This window comes from Pararhizobium sp. PWRC1-1, from assembly GCF_049897905.1.
Classification (GTDB): Bacteria; Pseudomonadota; Alphaproteobacteria; order Rhizobiales; family Rhizobiaceae; genus Pararhizobium.
Map to the genome: position 1 here is coordinate 193,267 of NZ_JAFCXE010000003.1, position 21,514 is coordinate 214,780.

General features: G+C 60.9%; 23 protein-coding genes, 2 tRNA genes and 1 riboswitch. Of the genes, 9 read left to right on the forward strand and 16 right to left on the reverse strand.

Annotation, left to right across the window (positions count from 1 at the left end):
• Positions 1 to 74: 74 nt before the first annotated feature.
• Positions 75 to 743, reverse strand: coding sequence for a GntR family transcriptional regulator (locus ACP7E0_RS06875; protein WP_426123840.1), 669 nt, complete (start codon positions 741 to 743; stop codon positions 75 to 77).
• A gap of 152 nt (positions 744 to 895) precedes the next feature.
• Positions 896 to 1,034: riboswitch (TPP riboswitch) on the forward strand.
• An 87-nt stretch (positions 1,035 to 1,121) separates the two neighbouring features.
• Here ACP7E0_RS06875 and thiC point away from each other — a divergent pair.
• The 7 genes from thiC (at position 1,122) to ACP7E0_RS06910 (ending at position 8,290) form a co-directional block, all read left to right on the forward strand.
• Positions 1,122 to 2,957, forward strand: a complete 1,836-nt coding sequence (gene thiC / locus ACP7E0_RS06880; RefSeq protein WP_426123842.1) for a phosphomethylpyrimidine synthase ThiC — start codon at positions 1,122 to 1,124, stop codon at positions 2,955 to 2,957.
• Between the two features lie 2 nt (positions 2,958 to 2,959).
• Positions 2,960 to 4,018, forward strand: a complete 1,059-nt coding sequence (gene thiO, locus ACP7E0_RS06885; protein WP_426123843.1) for a glycine oxidase ThiO — start codon at positions 2,960 to 2,962, stop codon at positions 4,016 to 4,018.
• Positions 4,015 to 4,212, forward strand: a complete 198-nt coding sequence (gene thiS, locus ACP7E0_RS06890) for a sulfur carrier protein ThiS (protein WP_426123844.1) — start codon at positions 4,015 to 4,017, stop codon at positions 4,210 to 4,212. The genes thiO and thiS overlap by 4 nt, the downstream gene beginning before the upstream one ends.
• A 2-nt stretch (positions 4,213 to 4,214) precedes the next feature.
• Entirely contained in the window at positions 4,215 to 4,988 is a 774-nt protein-coding gene (locus tag ACP7E0_RS06895; RefSeq protein WP_426123845.1) for a thiazole synthase, read from the forward strand.
• Complete coding sequence (locus tag ACP7E0_RS06900) at positions 4,985 to 5,590, forward strand: thiamine phosphate synthase (RefSeq protein WP_426123847.1); 606 nt, start codon at positions 4,985 to 4,987, stop codon at positions 5,588 to 5,590. The genes ACP7E0_RS06895 and ACP7E0_RS06900 overlap by 4 nt, the downstream gene beginning before the upstream one ends.
• Positions 5,591 to 5,600: 10 nt before the next feature.
• Positions 5,601 to 6,329, forward strand: a complete 729-nt coding sequence (locus ACP7E0_RS06905; protein ID WP_426123848.1) for a hydroxymethylpyrimidine/phosphomethylpyrimidine kinase — start codon at positions 5,601 to 5,603, stop codon at positions 6,327 to 6,329.
• A 131-nt stretch (positions 6,330 to 6,460) separates the two neighbouring features.
• Entirely contained in the window at positions 6,461 to 8,290 is a 1,830-nt protein-coding gene (locus ACP7E0_RS06910; protein WP_426123849.1) for an ABC transporter ATP-binding protein/permease, read from the forward strand.
• Between the two features lie 77 nt (positions 8,291 to 8,367).
• Here ACP7E0_RS06910 and ACP7E0_RS06915 read toward each other — a convergent pair whose 3' ends face one another.
• The 13 genes from ACP7E0_RS06915 to ACP7E0_RS06975 all read right to left on the reverse strand — a co-directional run bounded on the left by ACP7E0_RS06915 (position 8,368) and on the right by ACP7E0_RS06975 (position 17,863).
• Positions 8,368 to 8,901 (reverse strand): DUF992 domain-containing protein, encoded by a 534-nt coding sequence (locus ACP7E0_RS06915; protein ID WP_426124123.1) that lies wholly within the window; start codon positions 8,899 to 8,901, stop codon positions 8,368 to 8,370.
• 299 nt (positions 8,902 to 9,200) lie between these two features.
• Positions 9,201 to 10,622, reverse strand: a complete 1,422-nt coding sequence (locus ACP7E0_RS06920; protein WP_426123850.1) for an adenylate/guanylate cyclase domain-containing protein — start codon at positions 10,620 to 10,622, stop codon at positions 9,201 to 9,203.
• Positions 10,623 to 10,880: 258 nt separating this feature from the next.
• Entirely contained in the window at positions 10,881 to 11,201 is a 321-nt protein-coding gene (locus ACP7E0_RS06925; protein ID WP_426124125.1) for a hypothetical protein, read from the reverse strand.
• Positions 11,202 to 11,702: 501 nt separating this feature from the next.
• A tRNA-Phe gene (locus ACP7E0_RS06930) sits at positions 11,703 to 11,778 on the reverse strand.
• A gap of 185 nt (positions 11,779 to 11,963) precedes the next feature.
• On the reverse strand, positions 11,964 to 12,170 hold the full coding sequence (gene yacG, locus ACP7E0_RS06935; RefSeq protein ID WP_426123851.1) for a DNA gyrase inhibitor YacG: 207 nt from the start codon (positions 12,168 to 12,170) through the stop codon (positions 11,964 to 11,966).
• Between the two features lie 4 nt (positions 12,171 to 12,174).
• Positions 12,175 to 12,795 (reverse strand): Maf-like protein, encoded by a 621-nt coding sequence (locus ACP7E0_RS06940; RefSeq protein WP_426123852.1) that lies wholly within the window; start codon positions 12,793 to 12,795, stop codon positions 12,175 to 12,177.
• 48 nt (positions 12,796 to 12,843) lie between these two features.
• Positions 12,844 to 13,062: a translation initiation factor IF-1 gene (gene infA / locus ACP7E0_RS06945; RefSeq protein WP_037105236.1), complete on the reverse strand. Its 219-nt coding sequence runs from the start codon at positions 13,060 to 13,062 to the stop codon at positions 12,844 to 12,846.
• Between the two features lie 126 nt (positions 13,063 to 13,188).
• Positions 13,189 to 13,677 carry a low molecular weight phosphatase family protein gene (locus tag ACP7E0_RS06950; RefSeq protein WP_426123854.1) on the reverse strand — a complete coding sequence of 163 codons (489 nt, stop codon included), beginning with the start codon at positions 13,675 to 13,677 and terminating at the stop codon, positions 13,189 to 13,191.
• Positions 13,674 to 14,144 carry a UPF0262 family protein gene (locus ACP7E0_RS06955; protein ID WP_426123855.1) on the reverse strand — a complete coding sequence of 157 codons (471 nt, stop codon included), beginning with the start codon at positions 14,142 to 14,144 and terminating at the stop codon, positions 13,674 to 13,676. The genes ACP7E0_RS06950 and ACP7E0_RS06955 overlap by 4 nt, the downstream gene beginning before the upstream one ends.
• Positions 14,141 to 15,445, reverse strand: coding sequence for a histidinol dehydrogenase (gene hisD, locus ACP7E0_RS06960; protein ID WP_426123856.1), 1,305 nt, complete (start codon positions 15,443 to 15,445; stop codon positions 14,141 to 14,143). Before hisD ends, ACP7E0_RS06955 begins: the two co-directional genes overlap by 4 nt.
• 63 nt (positions 15,446 to 15,508) lie before the next feature.
• Positions 15,509 to 15,949 carry a DUF2948 family protein gene (locus ACP7E0_RS06965; protein WP_426123858.1) on the reverse strand — a complete coding sequence of 147 codons (441 nt, stop codon included), beginning with the start codon at positions 15,947 to 15,949 and terminating at the stop codon, positions 15,509 to 15,511.
• A gap of 106 nt (positions 15,950 to 16,055) precedes the next feature.
• A complete protein-coding gene (gene murA, locus ACP7E0_RS06970) occupies positions 16,056 to 17,348 on the reverse strand; it encodes a UDP-N-acetylglucosamine 1-carboxyvinyltransferase (protein WP_426123859.1) in 1,293 nt (430 codons plus the stop codon).
• 266 nt (positions 17,349 to 17,614) lie between these two features.
• Positions 17,615 to 17,863, reverse strand: coding sequence for a hypothetical protein (locus ACP7E0_RS06975; RefSeq protein ID WP_426123860.1), 249 nt, complete (start codon positions 17,861 to 17,863; stop codon positions 17,615 to 17,617).
• Positions 17,864 to 18,021: 158 nt separating this feature from the next.
• Between ACP7E0_RS06975 and ACP7E0_RS06980 the strand changes: the two genes are divergently transcribed.
• Together ACP7E0_RS06980 and ACP7E0_RS06985 are read left to right on the forward strand one after the other, a co-directional pair.
• Positions 18,022 to 18,096, forward strand: a tRNA-Thr gene (locus ACP7E0_RS06980).
• Between the two features lie 767 nt (positions 18,097 to 18,863).
• A complete protein-coding gene (locus ACP7E0_RS06985; protein ID WP_426123861.1) occupies positions 18,864 to 19,124 on the forward strand; it encodes a hypothetical protein in 261 nt (86 codons plus the stop codon).
• 14 nt (positions 19,125 to 19,138) lie between these two features.
• On the opposite strand, the gene pdxA is transcribed toward ACP7E0_RS06985, so the two are convergent.
• On the reverse strand, positions 19,139 to 20,122 hold the full coding sequence (gene pdxA / locus ACP7E0_RS06990) for a 4-hydroxythreonine-4-phosphate dehydrogenase PdxA (protein ID WP_426123862.1): 984 nt from the start codon (positions 20,120 to 20,122) through the stop codon (positions 19,139 to 19,141).
• A 61-nt stretch (positions 20,123 to 20,183) separates the two neighbouring features.
• Entirely contained in the window at positions 20,184 to 21,317 is a 1,134-nt protein-coding gene (locus tag ACP7E0_RS06995) for an iron-containing alcohol dehydrogenase (RefSeq protein ID WP_426123863.1), read from the reverse strand.
• Positions 21,318 to 21,514 lie beyond the last annotated feature (197 nt).

The window sequence follows — 21,514 nt, forward strand, 5'->3', positions numbered from 1 at the left end:
ATGCGTGCTTTTGCGATACCCCGGCACGCGCCGGGAGCGAGCAAAATCAGGGAAAATAAGCCGTGAAAAAAACGTCAGCCGACGATGGCGAAAGCGTCGCGGGTTGCGCCGGAAGCGTTACGGACGGGTTTTTGGCCGATCCATTGTACGTGCCGCTCAAGCACAGGCGCGGCGTTTTCGATATTGCCCTGACGCAGAAATGTCAGGATGGCGCGGTGATCGTGATCGGTGCGCACTTCCCATTCGGTTCGCCAGCTGGCGAACAGGAAACGGGCACTGGCCGCATGCAGATCGCTGATGGCGGCCAAGAGGCGCGGCATGCCGCAGGGAGTAAGAATCAGCGTGTGAAAACGGCGGTTTGCCTCCTCCCAGGAGCGGACATCATGGGAATTGTCGCCCGCAACGGTGGCCTCTTCGGCTTGATCCAGAATGGCAGCCGTCAGATGCGGCGCCGCATGCCGAAGGGCCAGAACCTCAAGGGCTGCCCGCATTTGCGCCACTTCGCGCACTTCCTTCAGATCGAAGGACGCAACCCGCACGCCCCGGCGCGGTTCGCTGACCGCAAGCCCCTGCGCTTCCAGCCGGCGGAAGGCCTCGCGCACCGGCACGTGGCTGGTTCCGAACTCCTCGGCAATATGGTCCTGACGCAGCTTCGTGCCCGGATCCAATTGCCCGGTGACGATCCTGTCGGCAAGGATGCGGCTGATGCGGCTGGCAATCGTGTCTTCGCTCGCTGAGGTCATGTTTTATAGATAATTTCCCGGGGCGGCGCTGTCGAGGGCGCGATTGTAATCATTGGATATCTTCACAGTCTTCCGGCGCTCAACGAGAGCCGCACGCCGGGTGCTGCGCCAAACGGCCCTTGACGCTCCGTCCGAAACTGTGGCTAGATTGGCGCATTCACCAGGGGGGTCCCGACAAGGGGCTGAGATTCTGCTGGCATGATCGGTGGCTTTGCCGCCCTCAAGCAGCGCAGTGACCCGTTGAACCTGATCCAGTTCATACTGGCGTAGGGACGGTGCAAGCGCTGTTGAGACTCGGATTCCGTTTGCGGATTCGCGTCGGCGTCTTTTCATCATTCCGGCTCTGATGACTGGGTCTCCAACTTTGGAGCCTCAACCATGACTATTGCCGCAAAAAACATCACACCCACAGTTACCACAGGTCCGCTGCCGGCCTCCCGCAAGGTGCATATTCCGGGCGAACTCTACCCGGATATCCGCGTGCCGATGCGCGAAATTTCCGTGCATCCGACATCTGGCGAACCACCCGTTACCGTTTACGATCCCTCCGGCCCCTATACCGATCCGGCGCATATCGTCTCGATCGACGCCGGTCTATCCCGGCAGCGCCAGGCCTGGGCCACCGCGCGTGGCGATGTCGAGACCTATGACGGCCGCCACGTCAAACCCGAAGACAACGGCTTTGCCACCGGCGAACGGCTGACGCCGGAATTTCCCCACCGCAACCAGCCCTTGCGCGCCAAGAACGGCAAGGCTGTGACCCAGATCGCCTATGCCCGTGCCGGCATCATCACGCCGGAAATGGAATACATCGCCATCCGCGAAAACCTCGGCCGCAAACCGCCGAACGGAGCGCTGGTGCGCGACGGCGAGAATTTCGGCGCCAGCATTCCCGATCACGTCACGCCGGAATTCGTCCGCCAGGAAATTGCCCGTGGGCGAGCCGTCATCCCGGCCAATATCAACCATCCGGAATCCGAACCGATGATCATCGGCCGGAATTTTCTGGTGAAGATCAATGCCAATATCGGCAATTCCGCCGTCACCTCGTCGATGGCCGAGGAAGTCGAGAAGATGGTTTGGGCGACACGCTGGGGCGCCGATACCGTCATGGACCTGTCGACCGGCCGCAACATCCACAATATCCGCGAATGGATCATCCGCAACGCGCCGGTTCCGATCGGCACCGTGCCGCTCTATCAGGCGCTGGAAAAGGTCAATGGCATTGCCGAGGACCTGAACTGGGAGGTCTATCGCGATACGCTGATCGAGCAGGCCGAGCAGGGCGTCGACTATTTCACCATCCATGCCGGCGTGCGGCTCGCCTATATCCCGCTCACCGTCAACCGCGTCACCGGCATCGTTTCGCGCGGCGGCTCGATCATGGCCAAGTGGTGTCTTCATCACCACAAGGAAAGCTTCCTCTACGAGCATTTCGACGAGATCTGCGATATCGCCCGCGCCTATGACGTCACCTTCTCGCTCGGCGACGGCCTGCGTCCCGGCTCGATCGCCGACGCCAACGACGCCGCGCAGTTTGCCGAACTCGAAACGCTCGGCGAACTCACGCAAATTGCCTGGGCCAAGGATTGCCAGGTGATGATCGAAGGCCCCGGCCATGTGCCGATGCACAAGATCAAGGAGAACATGGACAAGCAGCTGGAAGTCTGTGGCGAGGCGCCGTTCTATACACTCGGACCGCTGACCACCGACATCGCCCCCGGCTACGACCACATCGCGTCCGGCATCGGCGCTGCGATGATCGGCTGGTTCGGCACGGCGATGCTCTGCTATGTCACGCCGAAAGAGCATCTCGGCCTGCCCGACCGCAACGACGTCAAGGTCGGGGTCATCACCTACAAGATCGCCGCCCATGCCGCCGATCTCGCCAAGGGGCATCCGGCTGCGCAATTGCGCGACGACGCCTTGTCGCGGGCCCGCTTCGAGTTTCGCTGGGAAGACCAGTTCAACCTGTCGCTCGATCCGGAAACGGCGCGCTCCTTCCATGACGAGACCCTGCCGAAGGAAGCCCACAAGGTGGCGCATTTCTGCTCGATGTGCGGGCCGAAATTCTGCTCGATGAAGATCTCGCACGAGATCCGCGCCGAGGCGCAGAAGGAAGGGCTTGAAGCAATGGCGGCAAAGTTCCAGGCGGGCGGCGCGCTCTATATGCCGCTCGGCCCGGACGGCACCATTCCGCCAGCCGGAGAGTGACCATGCGCGTCCTGATCAGGGGGGCCGGCGTTGCCGGCCTCACGGTTGCTCATGAACTTGCCGGGAAAGGCATCGCGGTCGAGGTGACGGAGACGTCATCGCGGCCTGGCGGCGGCGCCTCCTGGTTTGCCGGCGGCATGCTGGCGCCCTGGTGCGAGCGCGAAAGCGCGCCTGAGACAGTGGTGACGCTGGGGCGCAAATCGGCTGATTGGTGGGAAGCGGCACTGCCCGGCCACGTTGTCCGCAAGGGCACGCTGGTCGTCGCGCCGCCGCGCGATACTGCGGAGCTTAACCGTTTCGCAGCCCGGACATCAAACTTCGACTGGCTGGACGGCGATGACATCTCAGCCTTGGAGCCGGACCTCGCCGGCCGGTTCCGCAAGGCGCTTTTCTTCCGTAACGAAGCCCATCTTGATCCCAGGCACGCGATAACCGGCCTTTCCGGCAGGCTGGCGGCAATGGGCGTGATCTTCCATTTTGGCGCCGCCCCGGATTTTCCGGTCGATGGCTTCGACCATGTCGTCGATTGCACAGGCGCAAGCGCCATCGGAAAATCGGCGGATTTGCGCGGCGTTCGGGGTGAAATGCTGGTGCTGGAGACGCCGGACATGACACTCTCGCGCCCCATTCGCCTGCTGCATCCGCGCATTCCGCTCTACATCGTGCCGCGCGGCAACGGCGTTTTCATGGTTGGCGCAACGATGATCGAAAGTGACGACCGCGGACCGATCAGCGCCCGCTCGCTGATGGAGCTTTTGAATGCTGCCTATGCGCTTCACCCGGCCTTTGGCGAGGCGCGCGTGGTCGAAACCGGCGCTGGGGTCCGCCCAGCTTACCCCGATAATCTGCCGCGCTTCGAAAGCGACGGCGAGACCACTCGGATCAACGGGTTCTATCGGCACGGTTTTCTACTGGCACCCGCGATCGCGATGGACGTTGCTGCCCATATCATCACTTCAAGCACTGCGAAATCCCGGCGGCAATCCCCACGGTTTTCCCAGAGCGTTCCGCTGACAGAACAACCAAACACTAAACCCCTTCAGATCGGAGCAGACCGATGAAACTGACAATCAACGGTGAGGATCATCAAACCGACATCTCCGTCCTATCCGACCTTCTAATCTCGCTCGAATACGAAGGCGACTGGCTGGCAACGGCCGTCAATGGCGAACTGGTGCACCGCGAAGAGCGGCGCGGTTTCGTGCTGTGCGATCGCGACCGCGTCGAGATCCTGTCGCCGATGCAGGGAGGCTGATCATGTTGACGCTTTACGGAACCTCCGTTTCTTCGCGCCTGCTGCTCGGCACGGCGCGCTATCCCTCGCCCGCCATCCTGGCCGATGCCGTCCGGGCCTCGAAAACCGATATCGTCACCGTGTCGCTACGCCGGGAAACGGCAGGCAGCCGCACCGGCGGCGCCTTTTTCGAGCTGATCCGCGCGCTTGGCGTTCGGGTCCTGCCCAACACCGCCGGCTGCCACACGGTTTCGGAAGCAGTGCTGACCGCAAAAATGGCGCGCGAGGTCTTTGCCACCGACTGGATCAAGCTCGAGGTGATCGGCAATCACGACACCCTGCAGCCCGATGTCTTTGCGCTGGTGGAGGCGGCTCGCATCCTGAACGGCGAAGGTTTCAAGGTCTTCCCCTACACGACCGATGATCTCGTGGTGGCGGAACGGTTGCTGGAGGCAGGCTGTGAGGTGCTGATGCCCTGGTGTGCGCCGATCGGCTCGGCCATGGGGCCGGTCAATCTGCCGGCGCTGCGCAGCATGCGGGCAAGCTTTCCCGATGTGCCGCTGATCGTCGATGCGGGTATCGGCCGGCCATCGCATGCCGCCGCCGTCATGGAACTCGGTTTCGACGCCGTTCTGCTCAACACAGCTGTTGCAGGCGCGGCCGATCCGGCCGCGATGGCCGCGGCCTTCACCGGCGCGATCGAGGCCGGGTGCATGGCGTTTCACGCCGGCATGCTGGAGCCGCGCGACATGGCCGTTCCATCCACCCCGGTCATTGGCAAGGCGGTGTTTGCATGAAGCTCGACCCTTTCTACCTGATCGTCGATAGCGCCGAATGGATCGAGCGGCTCGTGCCGCTTGGCGTCAAGCTGGTGCAGCTACGCATGAAGGACCGCCCCGATACCGAACTGCGAAACGCCATTCGCCGCGCGAAAACGGTCTGTGCGGCGCACGACTGCCAGCTGATCATCAACGACTACTGGCGCGTGGCGATCGAGGAAGGCTGTGATTTCATCCACCTCGGCCAGGAAGATCTGGCCACCGCCGACATAGCCGCCATCCGCGCCGCCGGGCTCATGCTTGGGCTCTCGACCCATGATGAGGCGGAACTGGAGACGGCACTCAGAGCAGCGCCCGACTATGTGGCGCTCGGGCCGGTCTGGCCGACCATCCTGAAGAAGATGAAATGGGCACCGCAAGGGCTGGAGAAGTTGCGCGACTGGAAGGCGCGGATTGGTTCGCTGCCGCTGGTGGCGATCGGCGGCATCAATATCGACCGGATCGATAGCGTCTTTGCCCATGGCGCCGACAGCGCCGCCGTCGTTACCGACATCACCCTCAACGCCGATCCGGAAGCACGCGTGCGGGAATGGATCGAACGCACGGCGCGCTTACGATGAGGAAGCCAGGATGAAGACCATTCCGCATGTCCTTGTCGTCGCGGGCTCGGATTCTTCCGGCGGTGCCGGGATCGTGCGCGATATCGAGACGCTCGCCGCCTTCGGCGTCAAGGCTTCGGTGGCGATCACCGCCGTCACCGTCCAGACCCATCAAGGCGTCGAGCATGTCGACGCCGTGGCGCCGGACCGCGTGGCCCAGCAGATGCGCGCGTCCCTGTCCGCCAATCCTATCGCAGCCATCAAGATCGGCATGCTGGCTACCTCAGCGACGATTGCTGCCGTTGCCCAGGTACTTGCGGATCATCCTGACATCCCCGTGGTGCTCGATCCGGTTCTGGTCTCGACGTCCGGTCGGGCATTGTTGCTCCCGGACGCGACGGATGCCCTGCTGGAACTGTTTTCTTCGTGCATGCTCGTCACACCCAATCTGCCTGAACTTTTGGTGCTGGCGGCAGTGCCGCGCAGCGTGGCCGATCAGGCCCGGACCCTTTTGGCAGCAGGAGCAAAGGCGGTTCTGGTCAAGGGGGGGCACGCGAACGGCATGGAAGCCATCGATATCCTCTTCCAGCCGGAACAGGCCGAACAGTCCTTTGCCTCCCCTCGTCTCACTGCAACGATGCGCGGCACCGGCTGCATGCTCGCAAGTGCGGTTGCCGCCCGCTTGGCCTTTGGTGATCCGCTTCCGGCCGCCGTCGCCCTGGCCAAGGCCTTTGTCTATGACAAGTTTCGCGAAACGTGAACAGCCATCTGCCCGTCAATTTGCGATGATAGCCGGCAAATGAGTCCGTTGGACGGCCTCGCTCCATGCTGCCCTGCTAATCTTTCTTAGGGGTAGCGCTTCGGACGCGCTATATTTCGGAGGTGAAGACCGTGGTGGAGAGATTCGCGCCGATGCCGCATGACATGAATGGTAAGAGTAATCAGCCTGTAGAGACAGACGACGAGCAGCCTTTCTTCGATCAGCTCCGCATGATGCAGCGGGCTTTTGTCGCCTCGTCTGTCCGCAAGACCATCATATGGCTCGCAATCGGTATCGTCATCGTGATATTGGCGACCGCGTTCGGGCAGATCATGCTGAACCGATGGTACAAACCCTTCTACGATACGCTCGAACGGCGCGATCTCTCGGCGTTTCTGATGCAGTTCATCACCTTTGGCCAGATTGCCGGTGCACTGCTGGTTCTCAATGTGCTGCAAACCTGGCTCAACCAATGGATCCGGATCAAGCTGAGAGAAGGCCTGACGCTCGATCTGATCGGCGAGTGGATGAAGCCGGCGCGGGCCTTTCGCCTTGCTAATGCGGGCGCGATCGGCATCAATCCCGATCAGCGCGTGCATGAGGACGCCCGTCATCTCGCCGACCTGACGGCGGGCCTCACCGTCGGCCTGTTCCAGTCGGGCATTCTGCTTGCCAGTTTTGTCGGCGTACTGTGGTCGCTCTCGGCCGGTTTCATTTTTCACGTCGGCGGCTATGATCTCAACATTCCCGGCTACATGGTCTGGGCAGCCTTCCTTTACGCCGGAACCGCTGCGGCCGTGAGCTGGTTCGTCGGCCGTCCCCTCGTCAAGATCAATGGCGACCACTATGCGCGGGAGGCGGCCCTGCGCTTCTCGCTGATGCGGGTCAATGAACATATAGAGGCGGTTTCGCTGTCTTCCGGCGAAGGCAATGAAAAGCGCCGTCTCCAGCGCGATCTCGCCTCGGTTCTGGAAATCAGCAACAAGCTGATGATGGCGCTGACACGGCTGACATGGGTGACCTCCGGCTATGGCTGGCTTACGGTCGTCGCACCCATCGTCATCGCAGCCCCGGTCTATTTCAATGGCGATCTCAGTTTCGGCGGCCTGATGATGGCCGTCGGCGCGTTCAATCAGGTGAATACGTCGTTGCGCTGGTTTGTCGACAATATCGACAGCATCGCTGACTGGCGCGCGACACTGCTGCGCGTCGCCGCCTTCCGGTCTGCGATCCTGATGACCGACGAACGGCACGAAAACGACAAGCGCATCGAATTTGCCAAGGCTGACGGTGACCACCTAATCATCGACCGCCTGGAAATCGCCCTGCCGTCCGGCTGCATCAAGCTTGCCGATCAGCATGTGGAAATCCGGCCCGGCGAGCGTGTGCTCGTGACCAGTGAATCGGATGTGGAAAAGGCGCCTTTCTTCCGGTCCCTGGCCGGCCTTTGGCCTTGGGGACATGGGCGAATTGCCCTACCCGACGGCGAGGATATCGCCTTTGTGCCGCGAACGCCCTATTTTCCGCCCGGAACGCTGGAAGAAGTCCTCAGCTACCCTGAAAATCCAGGCCGTTTCAAGAAAGCCGATTTGGTGTCGGTGTTGTCCAGGGTCGGTCTGAGCAAGCTGCAAAACAGCTTTGATCAGGACATGCGGACAAGACTGAAGCTGAACGAAGTCGAGATCAGGCTTCTGGCCATTGCGCGGCTGGGACTGCACAAACCGGGCTGGATCATCATTGACGAGGCACTCGACACCCTGGATCGCGATGCCTACCAGCAGGTCCTAACCTTTATGGAGCAGGAACTGGGTAATGCGGCTATCGTGAATATTGGCAGGGTTGCGTCCGGCAACCGCTTCTTTACGCGCACATTGCAACTCCAGAGCAGCCCGTCAGGCAAAGCCATCCGCTTGCTCAGACCCAAAAGCCTTCGCACGGATAATCCCGAACTGGCGGATTGAACTGACGCTGCGTGCTAAAGCACACCAGCTTTTTGGCTTTCCCCCTCCGAAGAGACGGAGGGGGAAAGCGGGACGATTTAGTTGACGGCTGTCAGCGTCACTGATGTACCGCCGGCAGCAAGGTTGAGACCGAGCTGGCCCGTCACGCTGATCGTCTGCAGGTGGATGGAGCCGGAGGTGCCGCCAACCAGGATATTGGCACCGACACCCGCACCGACCGTGGCTTCAACACTTGCGCCCTGATAGAGACCGCTGAGCGAACCCTGATGATAACCCGCCGTCGGCGCCAGCACCGCCCAGACGAGCTTGCTGCGCGTCGTGAAGCCGAGGTCAACGCCCATCTTTCTGACAGCGCCGGTATAGTGATCTGTGCGTTCCTTCCCGACCGAGGAATGGAAGGTGCAATCGATTTCCTTGGCCGAGCCAAGAACGTACCCGGCGCCACCGCCGACCTCGCATTCGAGATAGCCGATCTTCACGCCGCCGCGCACATCGCTCTCTTCATAGCTGGGAGCCGGTGCGCCGTTTGCCAGATCGGCAGCCTGAGCGGCAATTCCGCCCGTCAGAGCCAGGGCCGCGGTGGTGAGCGCCAAAGCAAGTGTACTCTTCATCATTCTTTCCTTCTCAAACCGGGGCCGGTAGGGCACGCAGCCGTTCAGTCGATAGATTCAATGCAAGTCATCGAATGTTTCGCAGCGATCCCAGCCGGCGCAATGAACGCGAGACAATGCGTGGATCGGTTGCAGATGACAGACACTCAACTGTTCACCTGTTATTAGGACATTTCAAAGGCAGCCCCGCCGCTCACCTTGCCCGCCCACAACATGCTGGCCGCCCGTCACCAAAATCACACAGAATTGCAGCCCGAAACCGGGAGAGAGAAGGTGTGGGCAAGCAGAAATTAAACCCGTTACGGAATAGCGTATACCGGGATTTCTCGTGTGATACCCCGCAGCGCCGCACTATGCGAGACCGGTTTCAGGTCCTTGGCAAAGAGCAGATCGGCTGCCTTGGCGTCGCCGGCAACCTCGCCGGTGATAAAGATCGCCTGGGACGTCGCCAGCCCCTGGACGCGGGAGGCGATGTTGACCGTCTGGCCGAAATAATCCTGCCGCTCGTTCATCGTCACCGCAATGCAAGGTCCTGTGTGCACACCTATCTTGAGGATCAGGTCCTCGCGGCCGCTCTTTTCGTTCAGCGCCTGCATGGCATCGCGCATTCTCAAGGCGGCGGCCACGGCCCGGTCTGGCGTTGGAAACGTCGCCATGACGGCATCACCGATCGTCTTGACCACAGCACCGGTCTCGGCAGCGACGATCTCGTGCAGCACCTGGAAATGCGCCCGCACCAGATCGAAGGCAACGAGATCGCCGACCCGCTCGTATAATTCGGTCGAGGCCCGCAGATCAGTGAACAGGAAAGTCAGACTGGTGATCTTCAGCCGCTGATCGACATCGAGTGTATTGGTGCGGTAGAGATCGCGGAACGTCTGGTTGGTGAGAAGCCGCTTGGCTGTCAGGAACGGCCGCCGCTTGCCGAGCATGTCGTGTAGGACATCCCCTGCGATGCAGACGGTTGGCAAAACCCTGGTATCGGTCCGGTTTTCCAGCGCGATGCGCAATGGTCCCGGACGCATGTCGATGGCTTGGTTTTGCGTATGATCCTTGTCGAAAACTAGGGCCAGGTTCTGCCGCTCGCGGGTTGCCTCCCCTTTGATGTCGAGGAACTGTGCATTGTGAGTCACCGGCTCGAATACGATGATGAATTCCGATGGCAGTTGCAGCGACAGAACGGCCTTTTCCCCGGGCGCAAGCTCGACATCCTCAAGCACGAAACTTTCGACCAGAGCTTCGAAATTGTCCTCCGGAAGTTCAACACCCGATCCCCAATAGATTTGCCGGAAATATTCTGCCATCGGCAGTTCGTGCGGACTATGCGCCGCAATCTTGCGAACCCGCGGGTTGATCGTGAAGGTCACTTCGACCATCTCGTCGAGGGTCGGGGAGTAATTGGTGGCGCACAGCGCGCAGACATAGCAGTCCTTCTGCATCGTCTTCAGCGTCGCGTTGGAATCCAGCACGCCGCCGCAACCGGGACAAAGCACATTCCAGGACATGTCGAACATGCCGATCTGTGCTCCATGCAGAAAGGTCGCGATGGTGCGCTCCTCGTCCAGTTGATGGCGTGCGGCAAACGCCAGTACGTTGATCCGGCACAGATACCTGTCGAGGCCATCTGCGACAACGCTCTGGATCGCATCGGCCGCTTGCGGATAACCTTTCACGGATTGGCGCAGCAGTGAGAATAAAGCTTGGGTCTCGGTTTCGCTCATGACGTCACCTTCGGGTCGCAGTATTCGATATCCGGGGCCGAATTGCGCAAGCGCCGCTTGCGCGCTGCCCGGTCCGACAGTTCTACACCCGTTCAGGCCGGCTGACACCTCGCGAATGGCTGCAAGGGCTCAAAAACCGCGATAGAGATATGACCGGAGGACTTCTGTCATGCTGCCGGCGACCGGCGACTTGCCGTAAAAAAGCATGACCCCGCCACCACGGACGATGACGGGGCCGATGGAAAAACTCTGGGCTGCTTATTCTTCGATCGTGTATTCGCCCAACTCGCAGAGATCCTGCGTGTCGGTCGTGACGTCGAGATCATCGCCCTGGAATTCAAAACGCATGTCGTACTTGCAGACGTCGCGGCCGTCCCCAATGGTGATTTCCATGGTTTCGCCCGGGCCAAGTGCCTGACGGCCAAAGATATCGTCTTCCCACTTATCGACGCCGACCGGCGAAGCGTGGAAATTATTGAGTACCGATTTCGTGCCGTTCTTCAGCGTGAAGACGAGGTCTTCCGCATGGGAGACACTGGCCGTCAACAACACCGCTGCGGCGGCAACGGCGATTTTCATTCTCTGCATTTTCTACTCCATAAAGCCCAAGTGGCTGCTGGCTTTAGAGCGCTCCAAATGTGAATACGGCATGAATGAGGCAGGGGTAATTCATGCCGCGCTTATGCAGGTGGTCGGGTTGATATCTGACTGCACTTGCCCTGTGTCACTCGCGTCCCCACGGCGCAAATCACAATTCAATCTATTGTTTTTAAAAGTTAATTAGAGAATTCAATCGTCATTTCAACGAAAAGCGGGACATCCTCAGCCAACGGAATACCGTCTGATCCCGTCCGCAAGGGCAGGTCCGACTGACATGAATGGACAAAACACCACCAAATATGGAGCACCCTGCCCCCCCCACTCGCTCTCGGCCAACTCCGCGCGGCTTATGCACAGATCGTCTTAACGATGTCCGGCTCCCAGCGCCGAGATTAAACACGGATCGATCCGCGCCATGCGAAACGTCGCTCGTCCTGCTGCGTGAGGCATCAAATTAAGTTGTTTTGGAAACCAAATAAATGGTGCCCGGAGGCGGATTTGAACCACCGACACGCGGATTTTCAATCCGCTGCTCTACCAACTGAGCTATCCGGGCATCCTGCCTTGCGGGCAATGGTTCCGCTTCAAGAACCGTGGGGCGTTGGTTGCGCCCCGGAAGCGAGCGGGGTTATAACATCTTGTTCGGCGGTGTCCAGCACCAAATGACATTTTTTCGACAGGAAAATGTCATTTGGTGCAAATACCTGAAAAACAACGGATATCCCGCAAATCCGGCTGTTCTCAATCCTCGCCGTCGGCTTTCGATTCATCATCAGCCACCGGAATGGCGTAGGAACCGGTCAGCCATCTGTTGAGGTCGACATTGCGGCACCGGTCCGAACAGAAGGGATAATATTCGCGGTGTGACGGGCGTTTGCACTCGGGGCACGTCACGGCCTTGCGCAGCGGCGCCACGTTGGAGGCGCCCTTGGTGTCGTCTGAGCTCATGGCCTTAGCCTTTCATCCAGCTGTCATGCACGTCATAACCCTCGCCTGCAAGCAGGCTTACGGTCTCATAGAGCGGCAAGCCGACGACGTTGGTGTAGGAGCCCACCAGTTTGACGACAAAGCTGCCTGCGATGCCCTGGATGCCGTAGGCGCCCGCCTTGCCCCGCCACTGGCCCGACGCCAGGTAGCTGTCGATATCGTGACTGGAGAGACGCTTGAAGCGGACCTTGGTATCGATGACCTTCTGGCGCACGGTCTTGTCCGGCGTGATCAGGCAGACACCGGTATAGACGCGGTGGCTGCGGCCAGACAGAAGATGCAGCGCGCTTGAGGCTTCGCTGACCAGTTCTGGCTTGCCGAGGATGCGGCGGCCGACGGAGACGACAGTATCGGCGGCAAGGATATAGCTTCCCTCCCAGCCGTGTTCGCCCTTGATTGCAGCCAGTGCCGCTCTCGCCTTTTCGGCAGACAGCCGCCAGGCAAGCGAGCGCGGATGCTCGGTGCGCTTCGGCGTCTCGTCGAGATCCATCGGCATCAGGCGCGCAGGCTCGATACCCGCCTGTGCGAGCAGTTCGACGCGCCGCGGCGAACCGGAGGCCAGGATCAGCTTATGTGTCAATGCCATCGAAACAGGGCCATCGATCTCGAGTTTGCGGCGCGCACGCCGCCGCGCTTACTTGAAGCGATAGGTGATACGGCCCTTGGTCAGGTCGTACGGCGTCATCTCGACAAGCACCTTGTCGCCGGCGAGAACGCGAATGCGGTTCTTGCGCATGCGGCCAGCCGTATGGGCAATGATTTCATGCTGGTTTTCAAGCTGGACGCGGAACGTTGCATTGGGAAGCAATTCGGTAACGACGCCCGGGAATTCGAGGACTTCTTCTTTCGCCATGTAGGGTATTTCTTTCTGTGCTTCGATAGAGGCGCGTATCGCACCTTTTAAAAATTTGGCGGAAACTACACAATCGCCGCTGTTTTGTGAACAGCAGCGAGCTCATTTTCCGGTTTTGCATGTGCCCTATGCCATCTTGTCCGGCATTTGTCCAAGCAAACGATGCTTGAGCAGGCTGGCAATGTGATTTCTGACCTCGCGATAGGCCGAAACGATCTGTTCGCGCGTGCCGGTCGCGACCGTCGGGTCAGGCGTCGGCCAGTAGACCACATCAATCGCCATCGACCGCGTCAGTTCCAGCGCCGCATGATGCGCCTCTGGCGCCAGCGTGACGATCAGGTCGAAATAATCGTCTTCCAGTTCATCCAGCGTATGCGGCTGATGCCGCCCGGCGGTCAGGCCGATCTCTTCCAGCACCACATCGACGAAGGGATCGCGCTCGCCTGGCCGGACACCGGCCGAAGCAACATAGGTGCCGGCCGGCAGCATCGCCTTGGCCAGCACTTCCGCCATCGGCGAACGGATCGCGTTCATGCCACACATGAACAGCACCGAACCCGGCGATTTTGCGCTCCGCTGCGGGTCGTTGGGGGAAGCAGCGACCGTCACCGTCATCCCCGCCAGTAGAGCACGCACACCAGCGTGAACAGACGCCGCGCCGTATCGAAATCGAGTTTGATCTTGCCCGACAGCCTGTCCATCAGGGTCTGCGAGCCCTCATTGTGAATGCCGCGCCGCCCCATGTCGATCGCCTCGATCTGGCTCGGGGTCGAGGAGCGGATGGCCTCGTAATAGCTTTCGCAGATCAGGAAATAATCCTTCACGATCCGCCGGAACGGCGTCAGCGACAGGATATGGGTGGCAACCCCGGCATCGGTCTCGGTGGTGATCGCAAAGACAAGCTTGGAATCGACCAGCGACAGCTTGAGCCGGTAGGGGCCGCCGGCATGGCCGGCGGGCTCGAAAAAATTCTCCTCGATCAGATCGAAGATCGCCACCGCCCGTTCGTGCTCGACATCGGGTGTCGAGCGGCCGATGGTCTCATCCAGCACGACATCGCAGAGACGGTGGCTGGATGTCATCCCTCGCCCCCGAGATTGAGACGGATGGCAACCGAGCGCGCATGGGCTTCAAGACCTTCGGACCGGGCAAGTGCTATCGCTGCCGGTCCGAGATCGCGCAGCTGGTCGGCACCGAGGCGCAGGATCGAGGTGCGCTTCATATAATCGAGCACGCCGAGACCGGAGGAAAACCGGGCCGAGCGCGCCGTCGGCAGCACATGGTTGGAGCCGCCGACATAATCGCCGATCACTTCCGGCGTATGACGGCCGACGAAGATGGCGCCGGCATTGCGGATCTTCGGGATCATCGCATCGGCATCGGCAAGGGCGAGCTCGAGATGTTCGGCAGCGATCCGGTTGGCGAGCGGCACCGCCACGTCGAAATCCGGCACAAGGATGACCGCGCCAAAGTCGCGCCAGCTGGCGCTGGCCGTTTCCGCCCGTGGCAAGGTGCGCAGCTGGCGCTCGACTGCGGCCTCGACCGCAGCGGCAAAGGCCGCGTCGTCGGTAATCAGGATCGACTGCGCGCCGACATCGTGCTCGGCCTGGGCGAGGAGATCGGCGGCGATCCAGTCCGGATCGTTGTCGCGATCGGCGATGACCAAGACTTCCGAAGGCCCCGCGATCATGTCGATGCCGACGGTGCCGAAGACCTGGCGCTTGGCGGCGGCGACATAGGCATTGCCCGGGCCCATGATCTTGGCGACCGGTGCGATCGACGCCGTGCCATAGGCAAGGGCCGCAATCGCCTGGGCGCCGCCGATACGGTAGATTTCCTCCACACCGGCCATGCGCGCGGCTGCCAGAACCGCCGGACTGATCACGCCGCCATTGGCCGGAACGACCATGACGATGCGCTCGACGCCCGCAACCCTGGCCGGCAGCGCGTTCATCAGCACCGAGCTTGGATAGCTTGCCGTGCCGCCCGGCACATAGAGACCGACGGCATCGATCGCCGTCCAGCGCGAGCCGAGGCCGACGCCCATCGAATCCTCGTAGATATCGTCCTTCGGCCGCTGGCGGGCATGATGCGCCTCGATGCGCACGGCGGCGACCTTGAGCGCGCCCAGCACTTCGGACGGCACAGCATTGATCGCCGTGTCAATCTCGTCAGCCGTCACCGCCATGCCGGTCACTGCGAAATCGAGGCCGTCGAATTTCTTGGTATATTCGGCAAGCGCCGCGTCACCGCGCAGGCGGACATCGTCGATGATCGTCTTGACCACGGCGTTGACGTCTTCAGACACTTCCCGCTTGGTCGTCAGAAAGGCTGCGAACTCGGCTTCAAAGCCGGGGGTCAGATAGTCGAGACGGATAGCCAATGAAAACGTCCTTATGGGTGGTCGGCAGAGATGTGCGGCCCTCTGAGGCCAGCGGTCAGGATATCAGGCGCCGGCTGGATGGCGCGGCTTGAAACCGGTTTCCCATGCGCCGCCGGCATCTGCAAGCTGAACCTCGATACATTCCACATCGAGCATGATCGAGGCTTCGCCGGACAGGATGAACTCGACGGTTCCATCCGGCCCTTCACCGTTCGGTTCGAACTGGATCGCCAGTAGCGACAGCACTTTGTCATCGTCCTTGCGGTCGAAGCCGATGGAGCGGACGGCGGTCACCCGCTTGAAGGCGAGCAGGCTGCGGCGGCGCTCGAACGACTTGCCGCGGCCTTCGGCGGTTTCCCAGACGAAGCGGTTGATCACCAGCGACAGCTGTTTGGAGCGTGGCGCGTAATCCAGTCTGGAAACCTTGAAGACCGCGTCCTGCACATGGGCGGACACGATCTCCAGATCTTCAGGGTCCAGCCCCATCAGCTTCAAAGCATCCATGCCATTCATCCCTTGCCTGCGCAGCCAGCGGCTGCCCTCATCATCACACAGGACATAGGACGCCGGCATCGAATCCGCAACTGCAGGCCGGATGCGACGCGCTGGATCAGTCGCTGACGCGCTCCACCTGGGCGCCGCAATTGTTGAGCTTTTCTTCCAGGCGCTCAAAACCGCGATCGAGGTGATAGACGCGCGACACCATCGTCTCGCCTTCCGCCACCAGACCGGCGATAACAAGCGATACGGAGGCGCGCAGGTCGGTTGCCATGACCGGTGCACCCTTCAGGCGCTCGACACCCTCGATCTTCGCCGTCTGGCCCGACAGCGTGATCTTGGCGCCGAGGCGGGCCAATTCCTGCACGTGCATAAAGCGGTTTTCAAAAATCGTCTCGGTGATGTGCGACGTGCCGGACGCCTTGGTCATCAGGCCCATGAACTGTGCCTGCAGGTCGGTCGGGAAGCCTGGGAAAGGATCCGTCACCACATCCACCGGCTTGATGCCGCCGCCGTTGCGCACGACGCGAAGGCCGCTTTCGGTTTCGGTGATTTCGGCGCCGGCGCGGCGGATGGCTTCGATCGCCGTATCAAGCAGCTTGGCATTGGTGCCTTCGAGCACGACGTCGCCGCCGGTCATGGCAACGGCCATGGCATAGGTGCCGGTCTCGATCCGGTCGGGCAGGACGCGGTGGCGTGCGCCTGAAAGGGACGTGACGCCTTCGATGGTGATCGTCGAGGTGCCGGCACCGCTAACCTTGGCGCCCATGGCATTGAGGCAGTTGGCGAGATCGACCACTTCCGGTTCGCGCGCGGCATTGCCGATCACCGTCGTGCCGTTGGCGAGCGTCGCCGCCATCATCATCACATGGGTGGCGCCAACCGAAACCTTCGGAAAGACATAACGCGCGCCGACCAGGCCGCCCTTCGGCGCCGTCGCATTGATATATCCGCTGTCGATCTCGATATTGGCGCCGAGCGCCGTCAGGCCCTCGATGAAAAGATCGACCGGCCGCGTGCCGATGGCGCAGCCGCCTGGCAGCGAGACGCGGGCCTTGCCTTCGCGGGCGAGAAGCGGAGCGATGACCCAGAAACTGGCGCGCATCTTCGAGACCAGCTCGTAAGGCGCGGTCGTATCGACGATGTTGCGCGAGGTGAAATGAATGGTACGCGAATATCCTTCGCCCTGGCGCTCGCGGCGGCCATTGACGGAAATGTCGGCGCCATGATTGCCCAGGATGCGGATCAGCTGCTCGACATCGGCCAGATGCGGCACGTTTTCGAGCGTCAGCGTGTCATCGGTCAAAAGCGACGCGATCATGAGCGGCAGTGCGGCGTTCTTGGCGCCGGAAATCGGGATGATGCCGCGCAGCTCGGTGCCGCCGATAATTCTGATGCGATCCATAGGGTACCTTACGGGCGCTGCCCGCCTTTCCTGATAGTCCGGACTTTAAGAGATTGGCGCCTCCATAAAGGATGCACCGTGAAATGAGAAGCAAATTGAACAAGGACGACGCAGCCGCATTCGGAGCGATGCAGATACAACACCATACAGTCTGAATGATCTAACCCGCAGGCCCCATCGGCATCGACGTGGCCACGGACGTAACAATCACTTCGCCAACCACCGGCGATCCGCCCCCGGATCCGATCAATGGTGCTGGCGGCGGATTATTCAGCCGATTCGTCCGTTTTTGCGGCAGGCAGGCCGGATGTTTCGTCGGCTGCACCGGCGCGCCGTGCCCGTCCCTGCTGCTTGCGCCGTAAAAGATTGTCGCGCAGCGTCTTCGCCGCCCGCTCGCGGCGTGCCTCCGCCTGCCGCTCGGCCTCGTGCCCCGGTTCGAGTTTGCCCGCTTCGAGCTTGCTTGCCGCAGCAGGCGTTGCAGCATCTTTGCGTGTCTGATCGTTGTTATCTTGCATGACCGCTCAGATACCGCAAAACCAAGCACTCCGGAAGAGCGGCCTGCTTTTCGAACGCGCCATCCAGTGAAAACTTCGATTTGCGGCTTGCGCTCCGCAACAAGCTATGGCAATAGGCCCTCGCTCGCGCCGGACAAACACTGATCCGACCGCACGATGCTGCTATAGCTCAGGGGTAGAGCACTCCCTTGGTAAGGGAGAGGCCGAGAGTTCAAATCTCTCTAGCAGCACCACTTTTTCCGCTTTCTTTCAAATGGGTTACCGTTGTTTTTCTTGCGCTCCGCCGAGCGCGAAACGACACAAATATGCAGTTCAATTCATGAACTTCCCGAATGTTCCGTGCAGTTCGTTCACCGATGTTCTCATCGCGACGGACCCAACCAGAACACAATCAAAGAAAAAGAGAGGCCATGGCCCGCAGCAACCGCTCGACCGCGACGAGCGCGCACGCTTGCCGCTTGCAGGCTCTTGACTTTTGTCGAAATTAGAACATATAGTGAACAAATGGAACGTTGCAGGCGGGGCGACCGTTGTATCTTCATCGGCACCATCGCTGGGCCACCTAACCTTTGAGGTAAGACATGAGCCATGTTGATGAAATTACGGCGCGGACGCAGGCAGTTCTGGCGCGGTCGCGCGCATTCAGGGAACGATCGCAGGCCATGCGGGAAGAGCACAGGGCTCTGATCGAGCGCGCCTCGATCAAGTCAGGACAGCTTCATTTCGTATTTCCAGCCTCAAACTCCGACACTGCAAAGCATTGAGGGGATAATGTTATGTCTGCGAGAGAATGGGGGTCCTCAGCTCCCATGAAAATCTTTTAGTGATGGCCGGAGATGTCACCACCGTAAACCAGACGCAACAAAAGTGGCTTGTGCAAGGATCACATTCAACCCTTCAGTGAAAGCGCGGCGCCTGCAAGCGACAGGGCCAGACTTCTTGAATGCATCACTGATCCCACTACATTGTCGCAATGAGCGTCCTTGCGGAGTAAGCCCCGATGAAATCTGTCGTTTTCCTGAGCGCGGTTGCACTGATGCTCGCCTCGTGCACCACGCCGGATGTCGAGCCGATCCCGGGCAGCATCACCTATGGCGGCCAACCACGCACGAAGCTGACGAAATCGCCGATCGGCAGTCTCGTGCACAATTCATTCCGCACCGTGACAGGCGTTGCCTATGAGACCTATGTCATCCAGCCGGACCGCTCGCTGAAGCTGATCCGGCGCGAGATTCGCAGCGACTTTTTCGACCAGAACTAAGGTTTGCCACCGCCTCAAGAGGCGGCGACGGTCCTTGGTGACCGGGCCACCAGCCGCGCATAGTCGATCGCGGACAGCATGTTGACGTGGTTGGCCTTGCCGGTGCCGGCGATATCGAAAGCGGTACCGTGATCGACCGACACCCGGTCGATCGGCAGGCCGAGGGAGACGTTGACGGCGGTATCGAAGGCCACCAGCTTGATCGGGATATGCCCCTGGTCGTGGTATTGCGCCACGACCAGATCGAATGCCCCGCCATAGGCGCGGGCATAGACGGTATCGGCGGAAATCGGGCCGACCACATCGATGCCCCTGGCCTGCGCCAGTTCGACCGCCGGCGCCAGAAACTTGGTGTCTTCATCGCCGAACAGACCGCCCTCGCCGCAATGCGGATTGATGCCGGCGACCGCGATACGGGCCTTGCGGCCAAGACGCAGGAAATGCCGGTGTCCCGCCTCGATCGTTGCTAGCACTCGCTCGATAGTCGCCCGCTCGATGGCGGTACGCAGCGACACGTGGGTGGAGACATGGATCGTGTTCAATCGTTCGGATGCCAGAAGCATGAAGGAGCTTTTGGAGCCGGTCAGGTGAGCGAGAAGACCGGTATGACCATCGAAATGATGGCCAGCGAGGTTCATCGCTTCCTTGTTGATCGGCGCGGTGACAATGCAATCGACTTCGCCGGACAGCGCCAGCTCGACCGCGCGCTTGATGTATCGCACCGACGCATCGCCGGCGACCGGGCTGACCTTGCCGATCTCCGGCAGGTCTCCATCGATCGCAACCTCATCGACGGCGATCGTACCTGCAGCGGGGGACGCTGAAAAATGCAGTTCCGTTCCCGTCACCCGGTTGGCCCGCTCCAGCGCCTCGACATTGCCGACGACGACGAAGTTCGCTCTGTCGGTTTCCGGCAGCGACGCCAGAGCCTTGACGATAACCTCAGGACCGACGCCGGCCGGATCTCCCAGCGTGACGGCTACGCGCGATGTTCTCATGTTCAGTCCTCCATGCGGCGCTGTGGCCGTGGCTGCGATCCGGAGCCGCAGGCATGTTCCGTCAATAGGCGGCTTGATAGATCGAAAGAATGTCGTCGCGCGCGAGATCGCGCGGATTGTTGTCGAGCAGGCGGCGAATGGCAAAGGCGTCATCGGCCATGACGCCCAGATCCGTCTCCGGCACGCCGAGTGCCGAGAGCCGCATCTCGATGCCCAGCCCAGCGCAGAAACCAAACGCGGCATCAAAGACCGAGGCCTGGTCGGCACCGGCCTTGAGATCGAGCGCTGCGATCACCATCGCCGTCTTTTCCGCAGCTGATGGTGTATTGAACGCCAGCACATGCGGAAAGATCAGCGCATTGGCGGCGCCATGCGCCACATGCCAGCGCGTGCCGAGGGGATAGGCCAGTGCATGGCCGCCGGCGGTATTGACCGGGCCGAGGCAAAAGCCGCCGTAAAGCGAGGCGAGCGACAGACCCGCCCGCGCCTCGGCATCCGAGCCATCGGCAACGGCGCGGGCAAGATAACGTCCGACCAGACGCACGCCCTCGATTGCGTAGAGGTCGATCATCGGATGCGCCTTGCGGTTGGTAAAGGCCTCGACACAATGGGCCATGGCATCGACGCCGGTGGCGGCGGTGGTTGCTGCAGGCACGGTAAAGGTCAGGCCGGGATCGATGACGGCGATATCGGCGAGCATGTGGATGCTTTCGACAGCCAGTTTCGCCTGCGTTGCCGGATCGGTGACCAGGGCGCGGATGCCGGCCTCGCTGCCGGTCCCGGACGTGGTCGGCACCTGCGCCAGTCCGGCCCGGCGGCGCTGAGCCACTTTGCCCGCCCCGACGACATCGCGCAACGTTTGACCGGAGCCGGAAAGGACCGAGGCAAGCTTGGCCAGATCCATGGCACTGCCGCCGCCAAAACCGACGATCAGATCGGCCTGCGCCTTATCGGCGGCAGCCAGCACCAGGTCGAGATTGTCCGTATCCGGCTCCGGCTTCACCTCCGAAAAAACAGTGACGTCTCCCGGCAATTCCAGAATGCCGACGCGCGATGCGTTGAACGCATCCGAGACGACGAGAACGCGCGCAAAACCCTGGTCTTTTGCCCATTTTCCCAGTTTTCCAGCCACGCCGACGCCGAACTCGATGATATCCGGGCGGACGATCGTGATGGGCGCGTTCAAACTGGTCATGGACATGTCCTCGTTGTTTTCGCCGCATCATCCATCGAGGATCGCGACAAACATGTAAATTTGTTATATAAAACTGTCTTTCTTGGCAATAGCCAAGGTGCACGCAAGCGCTGTTTTATCCTTTTCAGGCCCATTTGGCGAAGTCAGAACATGCCAATTTTCCAGTAAGCAATTGTTTTAAATGGTATTTCTAAGAA